The organism is Agrobacterium sp. MS2, from assembly GCF_003261015.1.
GTDB classification, from domain to species: Bacteria; Pseudomonadota; Alphaproteobacteria; order Rhizobiales; family Rhizobiaceae; genus Agrobacterium; species Agrobacterium pusense.
In genome coordinates, this window is sequence record NZ_QLNF01000072.1 from 1 (window position 1) to 14511 (window position 14511).

The 14511-nt window shown below is 58.7% G+C and carries 16 protein-coding genes and 1 tRNA gene; 8 read left to right on the top strand and 9 right to left on the bottom strand.

Annotated features, from left to right (window positions below; genetic code table 11):
- The first annotated feature begins 125 nt into the window (after nucleotides 1-125).
- Nucleotides 126-1094, top strand: coding sequence for a LysR family transcriptional regulator (locus DOU54_RS18835; RefSeq protein ID WP_006697950.1), 969 nt, complete (start codon nucleotides 126-128; stop codon nucleotides 1092-1094).
- Nucleotides 1095-1367: 273 nt separating this feature from the next.
- A complete protein-coding gene (locus DOU54_RS18840; RefSeq protein ID WP_113382539.1) occupies nucleotides 1368-1910 on the top strand; it encodes a DUF2087 domain-containing protein in 543 nt (180 codons plus the stop codon).
- A gap of 42 nt (nucleotides 1911-1952) precedes the next feature.
- On the opposite strand, the gene DOU54_RS18845 is transcribed toward DOU54_RS18840, so the two are convergent.
- From DOU54_RS18845 to DOU54_RS18855, 3 genes are all read right to left on the bottom strand, one after another.
- Nucleotides 1953-3941 carry a bifunctional 2',3'-cyclic-nucleotide 2'-phosphodiesterase/3'-nucleotidase gene (locus DOU54_RS18845; protein ID WP_113731737.1) on the bottom strand — a complete coding sequence of 663 codons (1989 nt, stop codon included), beginning with the start codon at nucleotides 3939-3941 and terminating at the stop codon, nucleotides 1953-1955.
- Between the two features lie 207 nt (nucleotides 3942-4148).
- Complete coding sequence (locus DOU54_RS18850) at nucleotides 4149-4484, bottom strand: PilZ domain-containing protein (protein ID WP_004441225.1); 336 nt, start codon at nucleotides 4482-4484, stop codon at nucleotides 4149-4151.
- A gap of 99 nt (nucleotides 4485-4583) precedes the next feature.
- The gene (locus DOU54_RS18855; RefSeq protein WP_022556003.1) at nucleotides 4584-5051 is read right to left on the bottom strand and encodes a DUF1203 domain-containing protein; all 468 of its coding nucleotides are present in this window, start codon (nucleotides 5049-5051) and stop codon (nucleotides 4584-4586) included.
- A 162-nt stretch (nucleotides 5052-5213) separates the two neighbouring features.
- Between DOU54_RS18855 and DOU54_RS18860 the strand changes: the two genes are divergently transcribed.
- Together DOU54_RS18860 and DOU54_RS18865 are read left to right on the top strand one after the other, a co-directional pair.
- Complete coding sequence (locus DOU54_RS18860; protein WP_022556004.1) at nucleotides 5214-6101, top strand: DUF4344 domain-containing metallopeptidase; 888 nt, start codon at nucleotides 5214-5216, stop codon at nucleotides 6099-6101.
- A 54-nt stretch (nucleotides 6102-6155) separates the two neighbouring features.
- Complete coding sequence (locus DOU54_RS18865; RefSeq protein WP_045534286.1) at nucleotides 6156-6800, top strand: dihydrofolate reductase family protein; 645 nt, start codon at nucleotides 6156-6158, stop codon at nucleotides 6798-6800.
- A gap of 70 nt (nucleotides 6801-6870) precedes the next feature.
- On the opposite strand, the gene sseA is transcribed toward DOU54_RS18865, so the two are convergent.
- The 4 genes from sseA to DOU54_RS18885 form a co-directional block, all read right to left on the bottom strand.
- Nucleotides 6871-8292, bottom strand: a complete 1422-nt coding sequence (gene sseA, locus DOU54_RS18870) for a 3-mercaptopyruvate sulfurtransferase (protein ID WP_113382538.1) — start codon at nucleotides 8290-8292, stop codon at nucleotides 6871-6873.
- A gap of 16 nt (nucleotides 8293-8308) precedes the next feature.
- Nucleotides 8309-9046, bottom strand: coding sequence for an alanyl-tRNA editing protein (locus DOU54_RS18875; protein WP_113382537.1), 738 nt, complete (start codon nucleotides 9044-9046; stop codon nucleotides 8309-8311).
- Between the two features lie 12 nt (nucleotides 9047-9058).
- Nucleotides 9059-10096, bottom strand: coding sequence for a cysteine synthase A (locus tag DOU54_RS18880; RefSeq protein WP_006697960.1), 1038 nt, complete (start codon nucleotides 10094-10096; stop codon nucleotides 9059-9061).
- 122 nt (nucleotides 10097-10218) lie between these two features.
- Complete coding sequence (locus DOU54_RS18885) at nucleotides 10219-11658, bottom strand: cryptochrome/photolyase family protein (protein WP_113382536.1); 1440 nt, start codon at nucleotides 11656-11658, stop codon at nucleotides 10219-10221.
- A gap of 188 nt (nucleotides 11659-11846) precedes the next feature.
- Between DOU54_RS18885 and DOU54_RS18890 the strand changes: the two genes are divergently transcribed.
- From DOU54_RS18890 to DOU54_RS18900, 3 genes are all read left to right on the top strand, one after another.
- Nucleotides 11847-12116, top strand: a complete 270-nt coding sequence (locus tag DOU54_RS18890) for a DUF982 domain-containing protein (RefSeq protein ID WP_006697962.1) — start codon at nucleotides 11847-11849, stop codon at nucleotides 12114-12116.
- Between the two features lie 134 nt (nucleotides 12117-12250).
- Nucleotides 12251-12808, top strand: a complete 558-nt coding sequence (locus DOU54_RS18895) for a methylated-DNA--[protein]-cysteine S-methyltransferase (RefSeq protein WP_004441238.1) — start codon at nucleotides 12251-12253, stop codon at nucleotides 12806-12808.
- Between the two features lie 113 nt (nucleotides 12809-12921).
- Nucleotides 12922-13365 carry a TIGR02594 family protein gene (locus DOU54_RS18900; RefSeq protein WP_113382535.1) on the top strand — a complete coding sequence of 148 codons (444 nt, stop codon included), beginning with the start codon at nucleotides 12922-12924 and terminating at the stop codon, nucleotides 13363-13365.
- Between the two features lie 49 nt (nucleotides 13366-13414).
- Here the strand turns inward: DOU54_RS18900 and DOU54_RS18905 are convergent, their stop codons facing one another.
- Entirely contained in the window at nucleotides 13415-13654 is a 240-nt protein-coding gene (locus DOU54_RS18905; protein ID WP_004441242.1) for a hypothetical protein, read from the bottom strand.
- A gap of 170 nt (nucleotides 13655-13824) precedes the next feature.
- On the opposite strand from DOU54_RS18905, the gene DOU54_RS18910 reads away from it, so the two are divergent.
- Nucleotides 13825-14229: a DUF2934 domain-containing protein gene (locus DOU54_RS18910; RefSeq protein ID WP_048902674.1), complete on the top strand. Its 405-nt coding sequence runs from the start codon at nucleotides 13825-13827 to the stop codon at nucleotides 14227-14229.
- A gap of 99 nt (nucleotides 14230-14328) precedes the next feature.
- Here the strand turns inward: DOU54_RS18910 and DOU54_RS18915 are convergent.
- Nucleotides 14329-14403, bottom strand: a tRNA-Asn gene (locus DOU54_RS18915).
- Nucleotides 14404-14511: the final 108 nt, after the last annotated feature.

Genomic DNA, 14511 nt, shown 5'->3' on the forward strand with positions numbered 1-14511 from the left:
ATTGACGGGCGCCTTGGGAGGGCGGGAGAGCACGATGCCCTGCCTTTGCGCTCTATATGAAAAATTACTGCCATCAAGAAAACTGTGATAATGTGGAAGCAATCTATCGATGAAATGGATGGGACATGGACGCGAACCCAACGCTCGATCAATTGCAGGTATTCTTGACGGTTGCCGAGACCGGCAGTTTTTCCGCCGCATCGCGGGCGCTCAATCGTGCGCAGTCGGTGGTCAGTTACACCATCGCCAATCTCGAAGCGCAGCTTGAGGTTACGCTTTTCGAGCGCAACGGGGTGCGCCAGCCGAAGCTGACGGACGAAGGGCGCGCCATGCTGGAGGATGCAAGGCGCATCGTCGCTGGTCTGCAGGAAATGCGTGCCCGCGCCAAGGGGCTGAAACAGGGGCTGGAAGCGGAACTTTCCGTAGCTATCAGCACCATGGTGCCGGCGGAGGCCGTGGTGGCTGTGCTGCGGGATTTTCGCACGCAATTCCCAACCGTAGCCCTCAGCCTCAATGTTGGCGAGCTGGGCATGGTCATGGACATGGTGCTCTCCCGCAAGGCAGGCATCGGCATTGGCGGGGCGATGCTGCGCCAGGATGATGAGCTCGTCGTCGAAAAGGTGGGCCATTCCTTCATGCTGCCGGTCGTCGCGTCGGATCACCCGCTGGCGCAGATCGAACGCCCGCTGGTTCTCGCCGACGTGCGCGAGGAGGTTCAGCTTGTCGTCACCGATGCCTCCGGCCTGACCAAGGGCCGCGATTTCAATGTTCTCTCCTACAAGACATGGCGGGTCAGCGACATCGCCACCAAATACCAGCTCATCAAGGGCGGTCTCGGCTGGGGCGGTCTGCCCGCATCGATCGTCCGCAACGATCTTACCAATGGCAGCCTCAAGGCGCTCGAACTCGAGGCCTATGAGCAGGGGGAATATCCGCTGTTTGCACTGCGACGGGTGGATTCGCCTGCGGGCCCGGCGGGGCAATGGCTCGCCGAGGCTTTTCAGCAGCGCCTGTCCGCCTGCCCGAATCATAAGGATTTCAATGGTATGCTTGCTGCCAGCAAACAGAGGTCCATTGCTGTCGCCGCTGAGTGATATTGGCTAATTATATGTGGACCGGCCGGGCCTGCTTCTTCGCCCCGGCTGGGAGAGGAAACGCGCGGCAACCTCGGCGCTATGCCGCAGAGGCCAATTGACGTGGGCGGATCGCCTGCCTATACCTAATCACGGTCTGCAGTTCACCGAGGCATCGCCGTCCCGCATGGGAAGCTAAACCTGCATATTTATGGTTTGACAGCACTTATCCCGTGCCTTGTCGGAAGCCGGCGATCAGCGACACCTTTTCGGAATGGCACTTGAGGGTAAGTCATGCCACGTTCGATCCTTTCCATTGATATTGCCGATCTCTCGACCTTTGCCAAATCCGTGCGCGCGCAGATCGGCAGGCTGGACCGCCAGCCGAGCCATGTGGAGATGCTCAATCTTCTGAGCCGGGCCGCCGGTTTTCGAAATTTCCAGCATCTGCGCGCTGACCGCATCTCTTCCGCCGAAAGCGCAACCGCTCAGCCTGAGCTGCTGCCAGCCGTCAATGAGGGCAGGGTGCTGAAGACCGTTCGTGTCTTTGACGCCGCCGGCCGGCTGATGCAATGGCCGGCCCGCCGGTCGCATCAGGAACTGTGCCTCTGGTATCTCTGGGCAAAAATTCCCGCCGGGCAGAGTTTTTCCGAGCGAGAATTCAGCAGCTTTCTGGATAGCCTGCACCTGTTCGGGGATGCGGCCATGCTGAGGCGCGACATGGTTGGCCTGAGACTCATCCGCCGTAACCGTGACGGCAGCGACTATCGGCGTGTCGAACAGAAGCCGCCGCAGGAACTGCCGATGCTGTTACGCGCGTTGGCTGGGCGCGACTAGGAAAATACCTCCCGGCGACAGGTCGCCGGGAGGGCACGGTCGTTAAAGAATCAGGCGGAACTTCGCGAAACCTTCCGCGCCGTCGCCGGCATCCTCGATCCTGGCGCCCTTGATGTCGGCTGCGTAATGGCGTCCCTTGGGCCCGGTCTCGAAGACGGCGGTGGTGTTTTCCACCGGTGCAAAGGACCAGTTGGCATCCGCGGACGGGTTGATGGTGCCCTGATCGATGATATAGCGCACGATCACGTCGCGGTTTGTATCGGGCGCGACGAAGATCACCTTGTCGCCGGCGATATCGGGGAATTTGCCGCCGCCGCTTGCACGGTAATTATTGGTCGCAACCACGAATTTCTTTTCGGGATCGATCGGCTTGCCATTGAACTGCAGATTGACGATGCGGTTGCTGTCCGGGTTGACCGCCTTGCCGTCCTTGTCAAATTTCGCCGGTTTGGAAATGTCGATCTGATAAGTCACGCCATCGATCACGTCGAAATTATAGGACGGGAAGTCTGGGTTGAGCAGTGGCGCATCCTTGGCACCGGCCTCAACCGTATTGAACATGCCGGCGGACATTTCCAGCCAGTTCTTCACCTGCGCCCCGTTGATCAGCACTGCCTGCACCGTGTTGGGATAAAGATAGAGATCGGCGACGTTCTTGATGGCGATGTCACCGGCGGGGACATCGGTGTAATAATCCGCGCCGCCACGACCGCCCGATTTGAAGGGGGCCGCTGCCGAAAGCACGGGCAGATCCTTATACTGCCCTTCCTTCAGCATGTCCTTGATGTACCAGGTCTGGGCGTTGGAGACGATCTGCACGGACGGATCGTCTGCCACCAGCGCGAAATAGGAATAGAGCGGCGCGGATGTCTTGCCGACCGGGCGGCGCACATAGGCAAGGGCCGCTTCGTGATCCACCTTGGCTGCGGCGAGAACCTCCGGCTTGTCGGTATAGTCAGCAACGACCTTGCGATTTTCATCGCGATGGTAGATCGGGCGGGCTTCTGAGGTGAAGTCGACGATCTTCCAGCTCTTGCCATCCTTTTCAAGCAGCAGGTCGATAAGGCCCATATGGGAGCCCCAGAAGCCGGCCATGACCGCCGGCTTGCCCATCAGCGTACCCTTGACCGCATCAGCACCCTCGATGCCGTCCCAGGTCTTCGGACCGGGGAAAACAAGGTGCTGGTGGCCGGTGAAGATCGCGTCGATGCCTTCAACGGCTGCGAGATACAGCGATGCGTTTTCCATGCGCTCGGTCTGGCCCTTGCCGTCGATGCCGGAATGGGAAAGGGCGATGATGATATCCGCGCCTTCCTCCTTCATGACAGGCACCCAGGCTTTCGCCGCCTCGACGATGTCACGCGTCTGCGCCTTGCCCTCGAGGTTCTTGGAATCCCACATCATGATCTGAGGCGGCACGAAACCGATGATGCCGACCTTGACCGGGCTGGTGACGCCGCCGCCATCGCGGATCTGTTTTTCCAGAATGACATAGGGCTTGAAGAACAGGTCGTCGTTCTTCGGATCGGAAGCCAGCTGCCCCTTGGTGAGGTTCGCGCACACATAAGGGAAGCCGGCGCCCGCCAGCGTGTTCGACATATAGTCGAGGCCATAGTTGAATTCATGGTTGCCGAGCGTGCCGCAATCGTAGCCCAAGACGTTCATGGCATTGATGACAGGGTGCTTGTCGCCGGCCTTCATGCCGCGCTCATAGGCGATATAGTCGCCGAGCGGGTTGCCCTGCAGGAAGTCGCCGTTATCCACCAGCATCGAGTTCCCGGCTTCGGCGCGGATGGTGTCTATGATCGAGGCGGTGCGCGCCAGACCCATCGTGTCGTTCGGTTTGTCGGCGTAATAATCATAGGGAAAGACGTGAACATGGATGTCGGTCGTTTCCATGATGCGCAGATGCGCCTGGTTGGCCGCCGCACGCGCAGCAAAAGGGTGCAACATCACGAGCGCCGAAGTGGCTGCAATGCCACCCAGAAGTGAGCGCCGGGTAATGGGGTGTAGGGCGAGAAGCGACGACATGGGAACTCCTTCGGATGAAGCTTGCTCTGTCTTTAAAGACGACAGGGTAGAAGCAATCGCAGAGGAGTCCATCACCAAAATGACAGGCCCATGACAGATGGGCCGGTTTTCAACCGTTTGATAAATTTTTTGTCAGTGACGTGCGGCGCAGGTCCCGCCGCACTGGAAAATGCGCGTCATTTGTTCCGCGCATTGTAATGCTCCGGATCAGCGGGCCAGTGTCGGTTTCACGTCTTCGTGGAAGAAACGGAAATAGGAAGAGAGCTGCGCCAGCGTGTTGGTGGAAAGCTTGAGCTGCAGGCCAAGACGGTTCATGTGCTGCCACTGCACGACGCCCTCGATGAAGCCCAGATCCTCACTCTGCACCTTGACCCGGCTACCCTTGGCGGCAGCGAAAGGCCCGTCCAGCTCGAGCGCCATTCCGGTTGCCGACAGATCGACGACACGTCCTCTGGTCGACTGGCTGAAATAATGCACAGTCGCAAAGATCCTTGTCTTGCTGCGAGGCGCGGTCCGGGTCGCCATATTGAGGTTGTTTGTCATTTTGCTACTCAAATCAATTGTTTCCGATGGGTGCAGATTAACCTGTAAAAGTTTGAAACCCGTTTAGCCGTTCGGTTAAAATTCTAGACAATGCTGTGATTATGCTTTGGCGATACGGCATTGGTAACAATTGTTTCGTGCGGAACGGACGTGGACATAGGCGACGTCTTCGCGCCCCAGAAGTGCCCGCGCCCGCGAGACGATCTCGCCGGTGGCCGTTACCGCACCCGTGCCATAGACAATACGGTCATCGTCGCCATATCCGCGCACGATATAGTCGGGGCTGTCCAGCATCGGCGGAAGGAGATCTGTCAGTGGATAACGATCGCAGGCTTCGGCATGCAGGAAGACCGGCCCCGTCTCGGCGTAGGGCTGCAGCGAGGGAAACGGCCGGTAGGCGAGTACGAGCATGGCTTCACCCGCGCCGATCTGGTCGAGGCAGTGGCGACACGGCATGCCGCCGGGAGAAACGGCTGTTTCCGGTCGATTGCCATAGGCATCGGCGGCGCCCGCGCGGAAATCCTCGGCGTCCTTAGCCGGCATTGCGGTGAAAACGATATTGGTCATGGCGGCCTCTTCTGGCTGGGATCGGCGTTGCTTCTTTGCAGCTATGGTCCCGAAACGCGCTGCTATCCACCCGATTCTTGACAGCTGATGCAACCAGCCCATTGCGTGACTCGTTAGGTTCGGGAATCAGTGACGCTCCTCGTTCCCGGAAGGTCTGATTTTATGTTCCGTCGTTTTCTGGCCGCCGTTCCGCTGGCTTTCGTATCGTTGACGGCTCCGATTGATGCCGAGGCGCAGGTCGCCTCCGGTCTCGACGGCCTGTCCGACGATCAGCTCCAGCAGGCGGTCAATTTCGTCATCGGCAACGCGATTTTTTCGCTCTATCACGAGGGCGCGCGCATGCTGATCTCGGATTTTGGGACGGCGGACACGGAAAGTGTACAGGCCCCGGCCGACCAACTGGCAGGAACGCTGATCCTGCAGGCCAATGAAGAATGGCTTGACACCGCGCTCGTGAACGCCACCGACAGCTGGTATCTCGCACGTGAGGCGGAGACGCTTCCTGAGCACGAAGCCCCTGTCTTCTCCGCGCTGGTGCCCGACAGGAGCCGCGACCGCAACATGGCCTGCCTGATGGTGGGCCGCGACAAGGACGGTTATGGCGACCTCGCCGCCATGATGGGGCTTCCCAATGCCGAATTTGACAAATGCGCCGCGGCCTATCCGGCGGTCGCTTCGGCCTGGGAGAATTTTCTCGCGCCCCACCGCAGTCAGACGCCTTCCAGATTCTCCGTCAGCTACATGCCGCCGCGCGATCCGGAACTTGAACCCTATGCCATCATGATCAAGGAATCGAAGGTCCTCGATCTCATCAGCCGCAGCTTTGGCGGTTATGGCCTGAAAGGGGACGTGAAGCTGACGGCCAAGTCCTGCGGTCGCCCGGATGTCTACTGGTCGGCGGAAAAGCGCGAGATCACCTATTGTTATGAACTCGGCAAGTTCCAGGCGGAACTCATTGCCGATCATCTATTGAACACGGTCACCGAAGACAAGGGCGCAGCCGGCGGGCAGATCCCGACTGCCGCGGTTAATCTGGAACGGGAAATCTGAGGCCAGGGTTGCAGTCGCGGATAGCCTGGCCTCCTCATGATGGAGGAGAGTGCCGTGCCGAAGGTTGTCGTTCGCAATTTCGCCATCTCGCTTGACGGATATGGGGCAGGACCAGATCAAAGTCTGCAGAACCCGCTGGGTGTGAAGGGTGAAGAGTTGCACCAATGGGCCTTCAAGACCCGCACCTTTCACCGCATGTTCGGTAAAGACGGCGGCTCGACCGGCACCGACGAGGATTTTTCCGAAAAGAGCTTTGAAAATATCGGAGCATGGATTTTAGGCCGCAACATGTTCGGGCCGGTGCGCGGCGCATGGCCGGATGAAAACTGGAAAGGCTGGTGGGGCGACGAGCCGCCTTATCATGTTCCAGTCTTCGTCCTGACGCATCACGCGCGACCGTCCTTCACGATGCAGGGCGGTACTGTCTTCCATTTCGTGACCGACGGCATCGAGGCGGCGCTCGACATGGCGCTGGCGGCGGCAAATGGCAGGGATGTCCGCATCGGCGGCGGGGTTTCCACTATCCGGCAATATATGACGGCGCGCCTGATAGATGAGCTGCATCTGGCGCTGGCGCCGGTTTTTCTCGGGCGCGGCGAGCAATTATTCGAAGGCATGGATTTGCCCGCCCTCGGTTACCGCTGCACGGGAGCGGTGGCGGGCGAGGGCGCGACACATCTAATTATCGACAAAGCGTGAGGGCCGCGTCCCTTTTTACCATCCCTCCCGTGAACGACACGGGATGATAAGGCGCGTAAACCGCTACCCCTCAATTGCGTAGCGATATCTCCAGGAGCTCCGTATCGGCCAACGGCTCCACCCAGGCCTCATAGGTGCCCACGGGCGAAAAGCCCATCATCTGGTAGAGCTGCAAGGCGCGCGGATGGTCGAGCGTGTTGGTCGTCACCGTCACCCGCTGCGGATTGTCCTGCCAGGCGGCGTAAAGCGCCTGCAACAGGAACCACTTGCCGACACCAGCGCCGATCGCTTCTTCGAGCAGCCCGAAATAAGAAAGCTCTGTCACCTCGTCGCTTGTCTTGTTCAGCTCGAAGAAACCGGCGGGTGCACCGTTCATATAAAGAACCGTAACGCTGTTTTTCGGATCGCGTAGGATGGCGGAAAGTTCAGCATCGCTCATGCGCATGCGCTTTTGCCAATGCCATCGCTTTCCAACCCGCCAGTACAGATAGCGGTAAAAGTGCAGGGGAATATTGTTGACCCGCATCAGCGCCGTCTGGATGTTGACGGGGATCGGCAGGCTGACCTTCGGCGGTGCCGTCATTTCGAGCTGCGTCACGTGCGCCTTCAATGGGCCGTGCGACAGCGTGGGGATCGCATCCGCCGGACCGGTAACCACCGGCGTGTCCTGTAATCCGCCCCATTCCGACCATGAGCCGTCATAGAGAGAATTGTCCTGATGACCGAGCGATTCCAGCGCCAGGGTAATGACGGCTGCCGTCACACCCGAACCGCAGCTCGTTACGACGGGCTTCGTAAGATCGATGCCGGCATCGGTCACCATTTTGCGGATTGCCGTAAGGTCCTTGAAGTGGCCGTTTTCGGAAAAGGCTGTCGCCGGCAGGCTGCGTGCACCGGGCATATGGCCCGAACGCATGCCCGCACGCGGCTCGGCCTCCTCGCCGGTAAAGCGGCCGGCACCGCGGGCATCTGCAATCTGCTTTTCGCCGCTGTCGACAATACCGCGCATGGTGCCAAGCGAGGTCACACGTTTTTCGTTGAAATCGGGTGTGAAGGTTGTGGGCTCAATTTCCGGCGCGCCGGTTTCCAGCGGCCGGCCTTCGCGCTTCCAGCCGTCCAGGCCGCCATCCAGCACATAGGCCTTGTGCACGCCCATTACCCGCAGCATCCACCAGACGCGGGGTGCGGAAAAGAAGCCCGGACCATCATAGACCACGATCGTATCGGTCTCGCTGAGGCCGAGCGCGCCGGCCTGTTCCGCGAAAAATTCAGGCGAGGGCAGGGAGTGCGGCAGGCCGGTCGTGTGATCGGCGATTTTATCCTGATCGAAGAACACGGCGCCAGGAAGGTGACCTGCCGCATATTCTTCTGCGCCGTTGCGCTTATGCGCCGGCAGATACCAGGAGGCATCGACGATGCGAAACCCGGGCGTGCCAAGCTGTTTCTCAACCCAGTCCGCCGAAACGACGAAACGGCTCTTATCCGTGCTCACGATGTCTCTCCCGATCTCAGGCAACAGCTTCAGGCGCGCCGAAACGAATGCGGAACCGCCTGTTCTCCTTGCCCTTCTTTTCTATCTTGGCAATGTGAATATCGCCCACTTCCTGCGTTTCGGATACATGGGTGCCGCCGCAGGGCTGGCTGTCTATGCTGGAATTTTCGCCGATGCAGACGAGGCTGACCCGACCGAGCCCCATTGGCGGACGCACATTCTTGGATTTGACAATGCCGGGATTGGCCTGAAGCTCCTCGTCCGTGATCCATTGCAGGAAAACGGGATGATTGGCTCTCACCAGTTCCATCAGCCTGGCGGTTACGTCGTCTTTGTCAATGGTCTCCGACATGTCGAAATCGACACGCGACTCGTCCTCACCAACGGCTGCTCCCGTGATCGGCCATTGGCAGACGACGGAGAGCAGATGGCAGGCCGTGTGCATGCGCATCAACTTGTAACGACGCGGCCAGTCCACATGCAGCGTCAGCTTTTCCCCGACTTCAGGAGGCGGCTGATCCTCAAGCGGGACATGGATGATGACGCTCTTGTCGGCGCCATGCTTTGTAATGCCGAGCGCGATGCGCGAACCATCAACGCGCTCGAGAAAGCCGGTATCGCCAGGCTGGCCGCCCGAGGTGGCATAAAAACAGGTCTGGTCGAACTCGATGCCGCCGTCCTCATGCACCGCCGTGACGATCGCTTCTGCGGTGGAAAGATAAAAATCGTCACGGAACAGGGCATTCACAGGCATTTCGGCATGTCCTCAAACGGTTTCGTACGGAACCGAAATATCGGTTTTCGTCGCCAGCCACTGCGGAACGGGAAGGCCCTTGGACCGCAGGAACTCTGGATTGAAGAGCTTCGACTGATAACGATTGCCGTAGTCGCAAAGTATCGTCACGATTGTATGCCCCGGACCAAGCTCACGGGCAAGCCGGATTGCGCCGGCGATATTGATTCCGGTGGAGCCGCCGAGGCACAGGCCTTCCTTCGTTACCAGATCGAAAAGGATGGGCAACGCTTCCGCATCCGGAATGCGATAGGAGAAATCCGGTGTGAAACCCTCGAGATTGGCGGTGATGCGCCCTTGCCCGATGCCTTCCGTGATGGAGGTGCCTTCCGATTTCAGGACGCCATTCTTATAGAATTCGTAGAGGGCCGCTCCCTCGGGATCGGCAAGGCCGATCTTGATGTCGGGATTGAAATCGCGAAGGCCGTCCGCCACACCCGCCAGCGTTCCACCGGAGCCGACCGCGCAGATGAAACCGTCGACCTTGCCATCCGTCTGGTCCCATATTTCGGGAGCAGTGGTCTCGATATGAGCCTGTCTGTTGGCGATATTGTCGAACTGGTTAGCCCAGATCGCGCCGTTCTCATCCGTCGCCGCAAGCTGTCTCGCTAGCCGGCCGGAGACTTTCACGTAATTGTTCGGGTTGGAGTAGGGAGCTGCCGGGACTTCGACCAGCTTTGCGCCGAGAAGCTTCAGCGCGTCCTTCTTTTCCTGGCTCTGCGTTTCGGGAATGACGATGACCGTCCTGTAACCGAGCGCATTGGCGACCAGCGAAAGGCCGATGCCGGTATTGCCCGCCGTGCCTTCCACGATGGTGCCGCCCCGGCGCAATTGTCCGCGCCTTTCGGCGTCGCGGATGATGTAGAGCGCGGCGCGATCCTTTACGGACTGGCCAGGATTGAGGAATTCCGCCTTGCCGAGGATTTCGCACCCCGTCGCTTCAGAAGCAGCTTTCAGACGGATGAGCGGCGTATTGCCGATGGCACTGAGCGCAGAGGGGTGAATGGTCATGATTGAGCCTTCTTGTCTGAGCGGAAATTAGGTGCCGTTATGTCCCGTTACAACCGCTTCAAGGCAAGAAATTATCTTCCCGGCTTCGGCTTCGCCACGCAAAATTTTGCCGATACCCAGTTTTATGTCTTCTTCTTCACTCTGGCATAGGCAGCAAGTGCTCTCTCCCGCGCCCTGCCATGGTCGACAATGGGGTTCGGGTAGGTTTCCCCGAGCGTGATGCCCGCTTTGGTCAGCACCTCTTTCGGGGCCTCGAATGGTTTGTGAATATATTTGCGCTCTAGCCTTGCAAGCTCCGGTACGAAACGGCGGACATAATCGCCGTCCCCATCGAATTTTTCGCCTTGCAGGATAGGGTTGAAGATGCGGAAAAATGGCGAGGCATCTGCTCCCGAACCCGCCACCCACTGCCAGTTGGCGGCATTGGAGGCCGGATCGGCGTCCACGAGCGTATCGCGGAACCATTTCTCACCCTTGCGCCAATCGATCAGCAGATGCTTGATGAGGAAGGACGCCACGATCATGCGGACGCGGTTATGCATCGTGCCGTGGCGCCATAGTTGCCGCATCCCGGCATCCACGATCGGATAGCCGGTCATGCCGCGCGTCCAGGCCATGAAGGATTTGTCATCGTCCCGCCAGTTGAAGGCGTCGAAACTGTCGTTCCAGTTCTTTTCGTCCAGCTCGGGAAAATGAAACAGGAGGTGATAGCAGAATTCCCGCCAGACGATTTCCTTGCGAAAACGGCTGATATCGTTTGAGGCGATGTGGCGGGAAAGTCCCTTCGTCGCATGCCAGACGGTGGCGGGTGAGATTTCTCCTAATGCGAGGTGCGGTGAAAGTCGGGAAGTCGCGTCCTTCGCCGGCAGGTCGCGGCCCTCTTCATAACCTTTCAGTGCGCCGTCAATGAAATCGGAGAGGTTCTCCCGGGCCCCGTCTTCGCCAGGCGACCAGATATCGCTAAACTCCCTTGCCCAGTCAGGCCTTTTGGGCCGCAGCTGCCATTCGTCGAGCGTTTCCGATCTTGGCCAGTTCCTGGGCGCGTTGAGTCTGTCTGGTGCATCCGCAGGCGCGTGGGGCTCTTCGCCGCCCTCCAGAGCGCGCCAGAACGGTGTATAGACCCGGTAGGGACCGCCGGATTTCGTCTGCAGCTTCGATGGCTCATGCAGCAGATGTCCGGAAAAGCTTCGTACCGTCAGGCCTTTATCCCGGAGCGCGCGTTTTAGGGTCTTGTCGGTCGAAATACCTTCAGGATCATAGCGGCGGTTCCAGAATACGGTGTCTGCGCCGGTTTCCGCGATCAGCCTGCGCAAAACCTCCTCGGCGTCGCCGCCGGCAAGCACGAGGCGGCTGCCTGTTTTCTTGAGCGCGGCATGAAGCGCAGTGAGCGAGTGGTGAAGCCACCATTCCTGCGCACGCCCCAGCGCGCCGCAACATTTTTCCCTGATATAGACGGGGATGACGGGACCTTTATGGTCGGCCGCCGCAAGCAAAGCGAGGTTGTCCGAAAGGCGCAGGTCCTTGCGGAACCACACGATGACGGGAGAGGCTTTTGTCTGCATGGGAGGGCCCGGTTCACTTCCGTTTGAACGAGTGTTGAAACGCTTTGTTCCGCAAATCGGCTAGAATGGAAAGATGGGATACATGGTTTCTCGAGGGTTATTTTTTCGCTCTTGAAACCGCAGGTGAAGGGAACCAACTGGAGGAGCCGGCGTTTGTCGCGGGTTAATAGAGCATGGAAGTGCAATCAATGTTGCTGAATGACGTTAAGTGGGAAAAGCCCGTTACCATCTCCCTTGAAAACGGTGCCCCTCGAATTTTCACAGGCGTTTACGAAGCCTTCGATTTTCTCCAGCATGAGTGGCCCGAGCGCGGAGACAAGGCGCACGAACAGGCGCTTCGCCTGTGCCGCGCCTCGCTCATGGGCGATGTGGCGGGAGAGATAGCCCGCACTGCCTTCGTCGCCGCCAGCCGGCAGGCGCGTTGCCTCGTTGAGGAGCCGGAAAAAATCGCATCCTGAGCCGATTTTGGAACTGACGTGTGAAAGGCCACCCGCCCAAAACGGGTGGCCTTTTATGTTGTGCGGCAGGAAACGGGTTGTTTCGAATGCGGGATATGGCATCGTGCAGGCGAAAAGGCGAATGAGTGACGGTGATGGGCAGCCACTACGGCTATATTGTTTTTCCAACGGCGCTTGGCCATTGCGGCCTCGCATGGGCGGGGCGAGGTATCGTGCGTCTGCAATTGCCGGGAGCGGACGCCGGCGAAACGGAAAAGCTCCTTCAGAAGCGCCTGCCGTCCGCCTCCATCGCCGTTCCCGAGACGCGGACACGTGAGGTGATTGCGATGATCACCCGTTATTTCGGCGGTGAGGCAATCGATTTTAAGGCCGTGGACCTTGATCTCGCCGGGCAGGAACGATTTTTTCTCGACGTCTATGCCGTCGCGCGACAGGTCGGCTGGGGCAACACGACGACGTATGGCGGCATCGTGAAGACACTCGGTCTTGGCATGGAGAGAGCACGCGACGTCGGCCAGGCAATGGCGAAAAATCCGGTGCCGCTGATCATTCCGTGTCACCGGGTCCTTGCCGCAGGTGGCAGGCTTGGCGGCTTCTCTGCACCGGGCGGGACCACTACCAAATTGCGGATGCTGGACCTTGAAAATGCTGGCCGTAGCCGTGCGGATGATGCGCAGGGCAGCCTGTTCTGAAGCAATGACAGATCAGCCCGCATGAATAGGCGTCTGATTTCTGCCAATTTCTCGTCAAATTGTCGCTAAATTGTCACAATACACGAACGCCCGCTAACATAAGGGCGAGACGTTTGAGAGTATCCGCGTTAATTCTATCCGTTGCCTTGTCTTTTACAGTCGTGGCACCGGCCTCGGCTGGCATGCTGAACCAGGCTGAGAAATACACCGGGCTGCATGAGTCCAAGAACAACAAAAGCCTGAAGAACATTCTCGGGGCAAATCCGAAAAGCACGCCGTGGTGCGGCCTTTTCCTGCATGCCGTAGCCAGCAAGGCCGGCCGGCAATCACCCAAATCCTACGGATTTGCGAAATCCTGGAGTTCCTTCGGTTATGCCGTCCCGGTTGGCCAGGCAAAGCCCGGTGATGTCGTCGTCATCCGCAACGGCCGGGGATATCATGCTGGTATTCTAAAGAGCATGAGCGGCAAGACCGCACAAATCCTGGGCGGCAACCAATCGGGCAGGGTGCAGGTCTCGAATTTTAACCGCAAGGCCATCGTTTCGGTTCGGCGATAAATTCCCTGCATTCCCTTGATAAAGGCGGGCCTCGACCCGCCTTTTCCTTTTAAGGCTGTTCTCTCGTGCCTGGCGCTGCCTCGCGCTGGTCGTCATCCTCCAGATCGGTGGCGACAATGAAAGCATCCTCGTGCTGCCTTGCAGCCTGCCGGCGTGCACGTAGGTTCATACTCTCGTCCGGATAAATCTCGCCTTCCTTGTCTTTCAACTCGCTGTCTGTCTCGAAACGCGCAACGTCGTCGTCTTCAATATCAAGCGGTTCGGTTTTCGGCTTCTGCGGGGTGTTCATGAAGCGATCTCCTGCTGGTTTCTGCAGGCCAAACGCTCGGCAGCCGATGCCGGTTCCCTTTCTCGCCAAAATGCTCATTCGTCGCAGGTCGATGCGGAACTAACTCTGGCTTTTTTTGTTTTTTCAATGGCACAATTGAAGCTGGTGCAACGCAAAGAGGGAGGTCCGTTATGAGCCACGACCGCGAAGCCGCAATCCGTGAAAAAGCGCGCGCAATATGGGAGAGGGAAGGAAGACCCGACGGGCATCATGAAAGACACTGGATCGAGGCGGAACGGGAAATCTCCGCGGAGGCGGAACCGGCAAAACCCAAAAGCGGAAATGGCGTGAAGAAGTCCGCTTCCACCACCGCGTCAGCGGAGAAGGGGCCTGCAAAAAAGTCGCCCACGAAAAAAGCCAATTCGACAAAGGTGAAATCTCCTGCTGTAAAATCGCTGGAGAAAGAGCAGAAATCCACGGACAAGAACAAGGAAGACGATCTGACCGAAAGCCTTGAGGAGAGTTTTCCGGCCAGCGATCCACCGGCATTGACCAACGCCACGAAGGCAACAAAACGGGCGGTCAAGAAAAGCTGATGGCCTGACGGCCGCACAGCAGGAAGTCACGAAAACTTCCAGTTCACGTCGGGCGAATTGCAGCTGCACTTCGCTCGGCTGACACGCTTTTGAGAAAAATGGCTCCCCGGGCCGGATTCGAACCGGCGACCTGTCGATTAACAGTCGAATGCTCTACCGCTGAGCTACCAGGGAACGTGCGCTGCTTGGCGCGGTGTGAGCGGGGTAATACAAATGCTTTTCCGATTTGCCAAGCGCTTTTTTCAAAAAAAACGCATTCCTCTTGTTTTATCCCTCCGGAGT

Excerpts from the sequence above, each read along its gene's own strand:
- DOU54_RS18835 (WP_006697950.1), top strand. The coding sequence starts at position 126 with ATGGACGCGAACCCAACGCTCGATCAATTGCAGGTATTCTTGACGGTT.
- DOU54_RS18840 (WP_113382539.1), top strand. The coding sequence starts at position 1,368 with ATGCCACGTTCGATCCTTTCCATTGATATTGCCGATCTCTCGACCTTT.
- DOU54_RS18845 (WP_113731737.1), bottom strand. The coding sequence starts at position 3,941 with ATGTCGTCGCTTCTCGCCCTACACCCCATTACCCGGCGCTCACTTCTG.
- DOU54_RS18850 (WP_004441225.1), bottom strand. The coding sequence starts at position 4,484 with ATGACAAACAACCTCAATATGGCGACCCGGACCGCGCCTCGCAGCAAG.
- DOU54_RS18855 (WP_022556003.1), bottom strand. The coding sequence starts at position 5,051 with ATGACCAATATCGTTTTCACCGCAATGCCGGCTAAGGACGCCGAGGAT.
- DOU54_RS18860 (WP_022556004.1), top strand. The coding sequence starts at position 5,214 with ATGTTCCGTCGTTTTCTGGCCGCCGTTCCGCTGGCTTTCGTATCGTTG.
- DOU54_RS18875 (WP_113382537.1), bottom strand. The coding sequence starts at position 9,046 with ATGCCTGTGAATGCCCTGTTCCGTGACGATTTTTATCTTTCCACCGCA.
- DOU54_RS18880 (WP_006697960.1), bottom strand. The coding sequence starts at position 10,096 with ATGACCATTCACCCCTCTGCGCTCAGTGCCATCGGCAATACGCCGCTC.
- DOU54_RS18885 (WP_113382536.1), bottom strand. The coding sequence starts at position 11,658 with ATGCAGACAAAAGCCTCTCCCGTCATCGTGTGGTTCCGCAAGGACCTG.
- DOU54_RS18890 (WP_006697962.1), top strand. The coding sequence starts at position 11,847 with ATGTTGCTGAATGACGTTAAGTGGGAAAAGCCCGTTACCATCTCCCTT.
- DOU54_RS18895 (WP_004441238.1), top strand. The coding sequence starts at position 12,251 with ATGGGCAGCCACTACGGCTATATTGTTTTTCCAACGGCGCTTGGCCAT.
- DOU54_RS18905 (WP_004441242.1), bottom strand. The coding sequence starts at position 13,654 with ATGAACACCCCGCAGAAGCCGAAAACCGAACCGCTTGATATTGAAGAC.
- DOU54_RS18910 (WP_048902674.1), top strand. The coding sequence starts at position 13,825 with ATGAGCCACGACCGCGAAGCCGCAATCCGTGAAAAAGCGCGCGCAATA.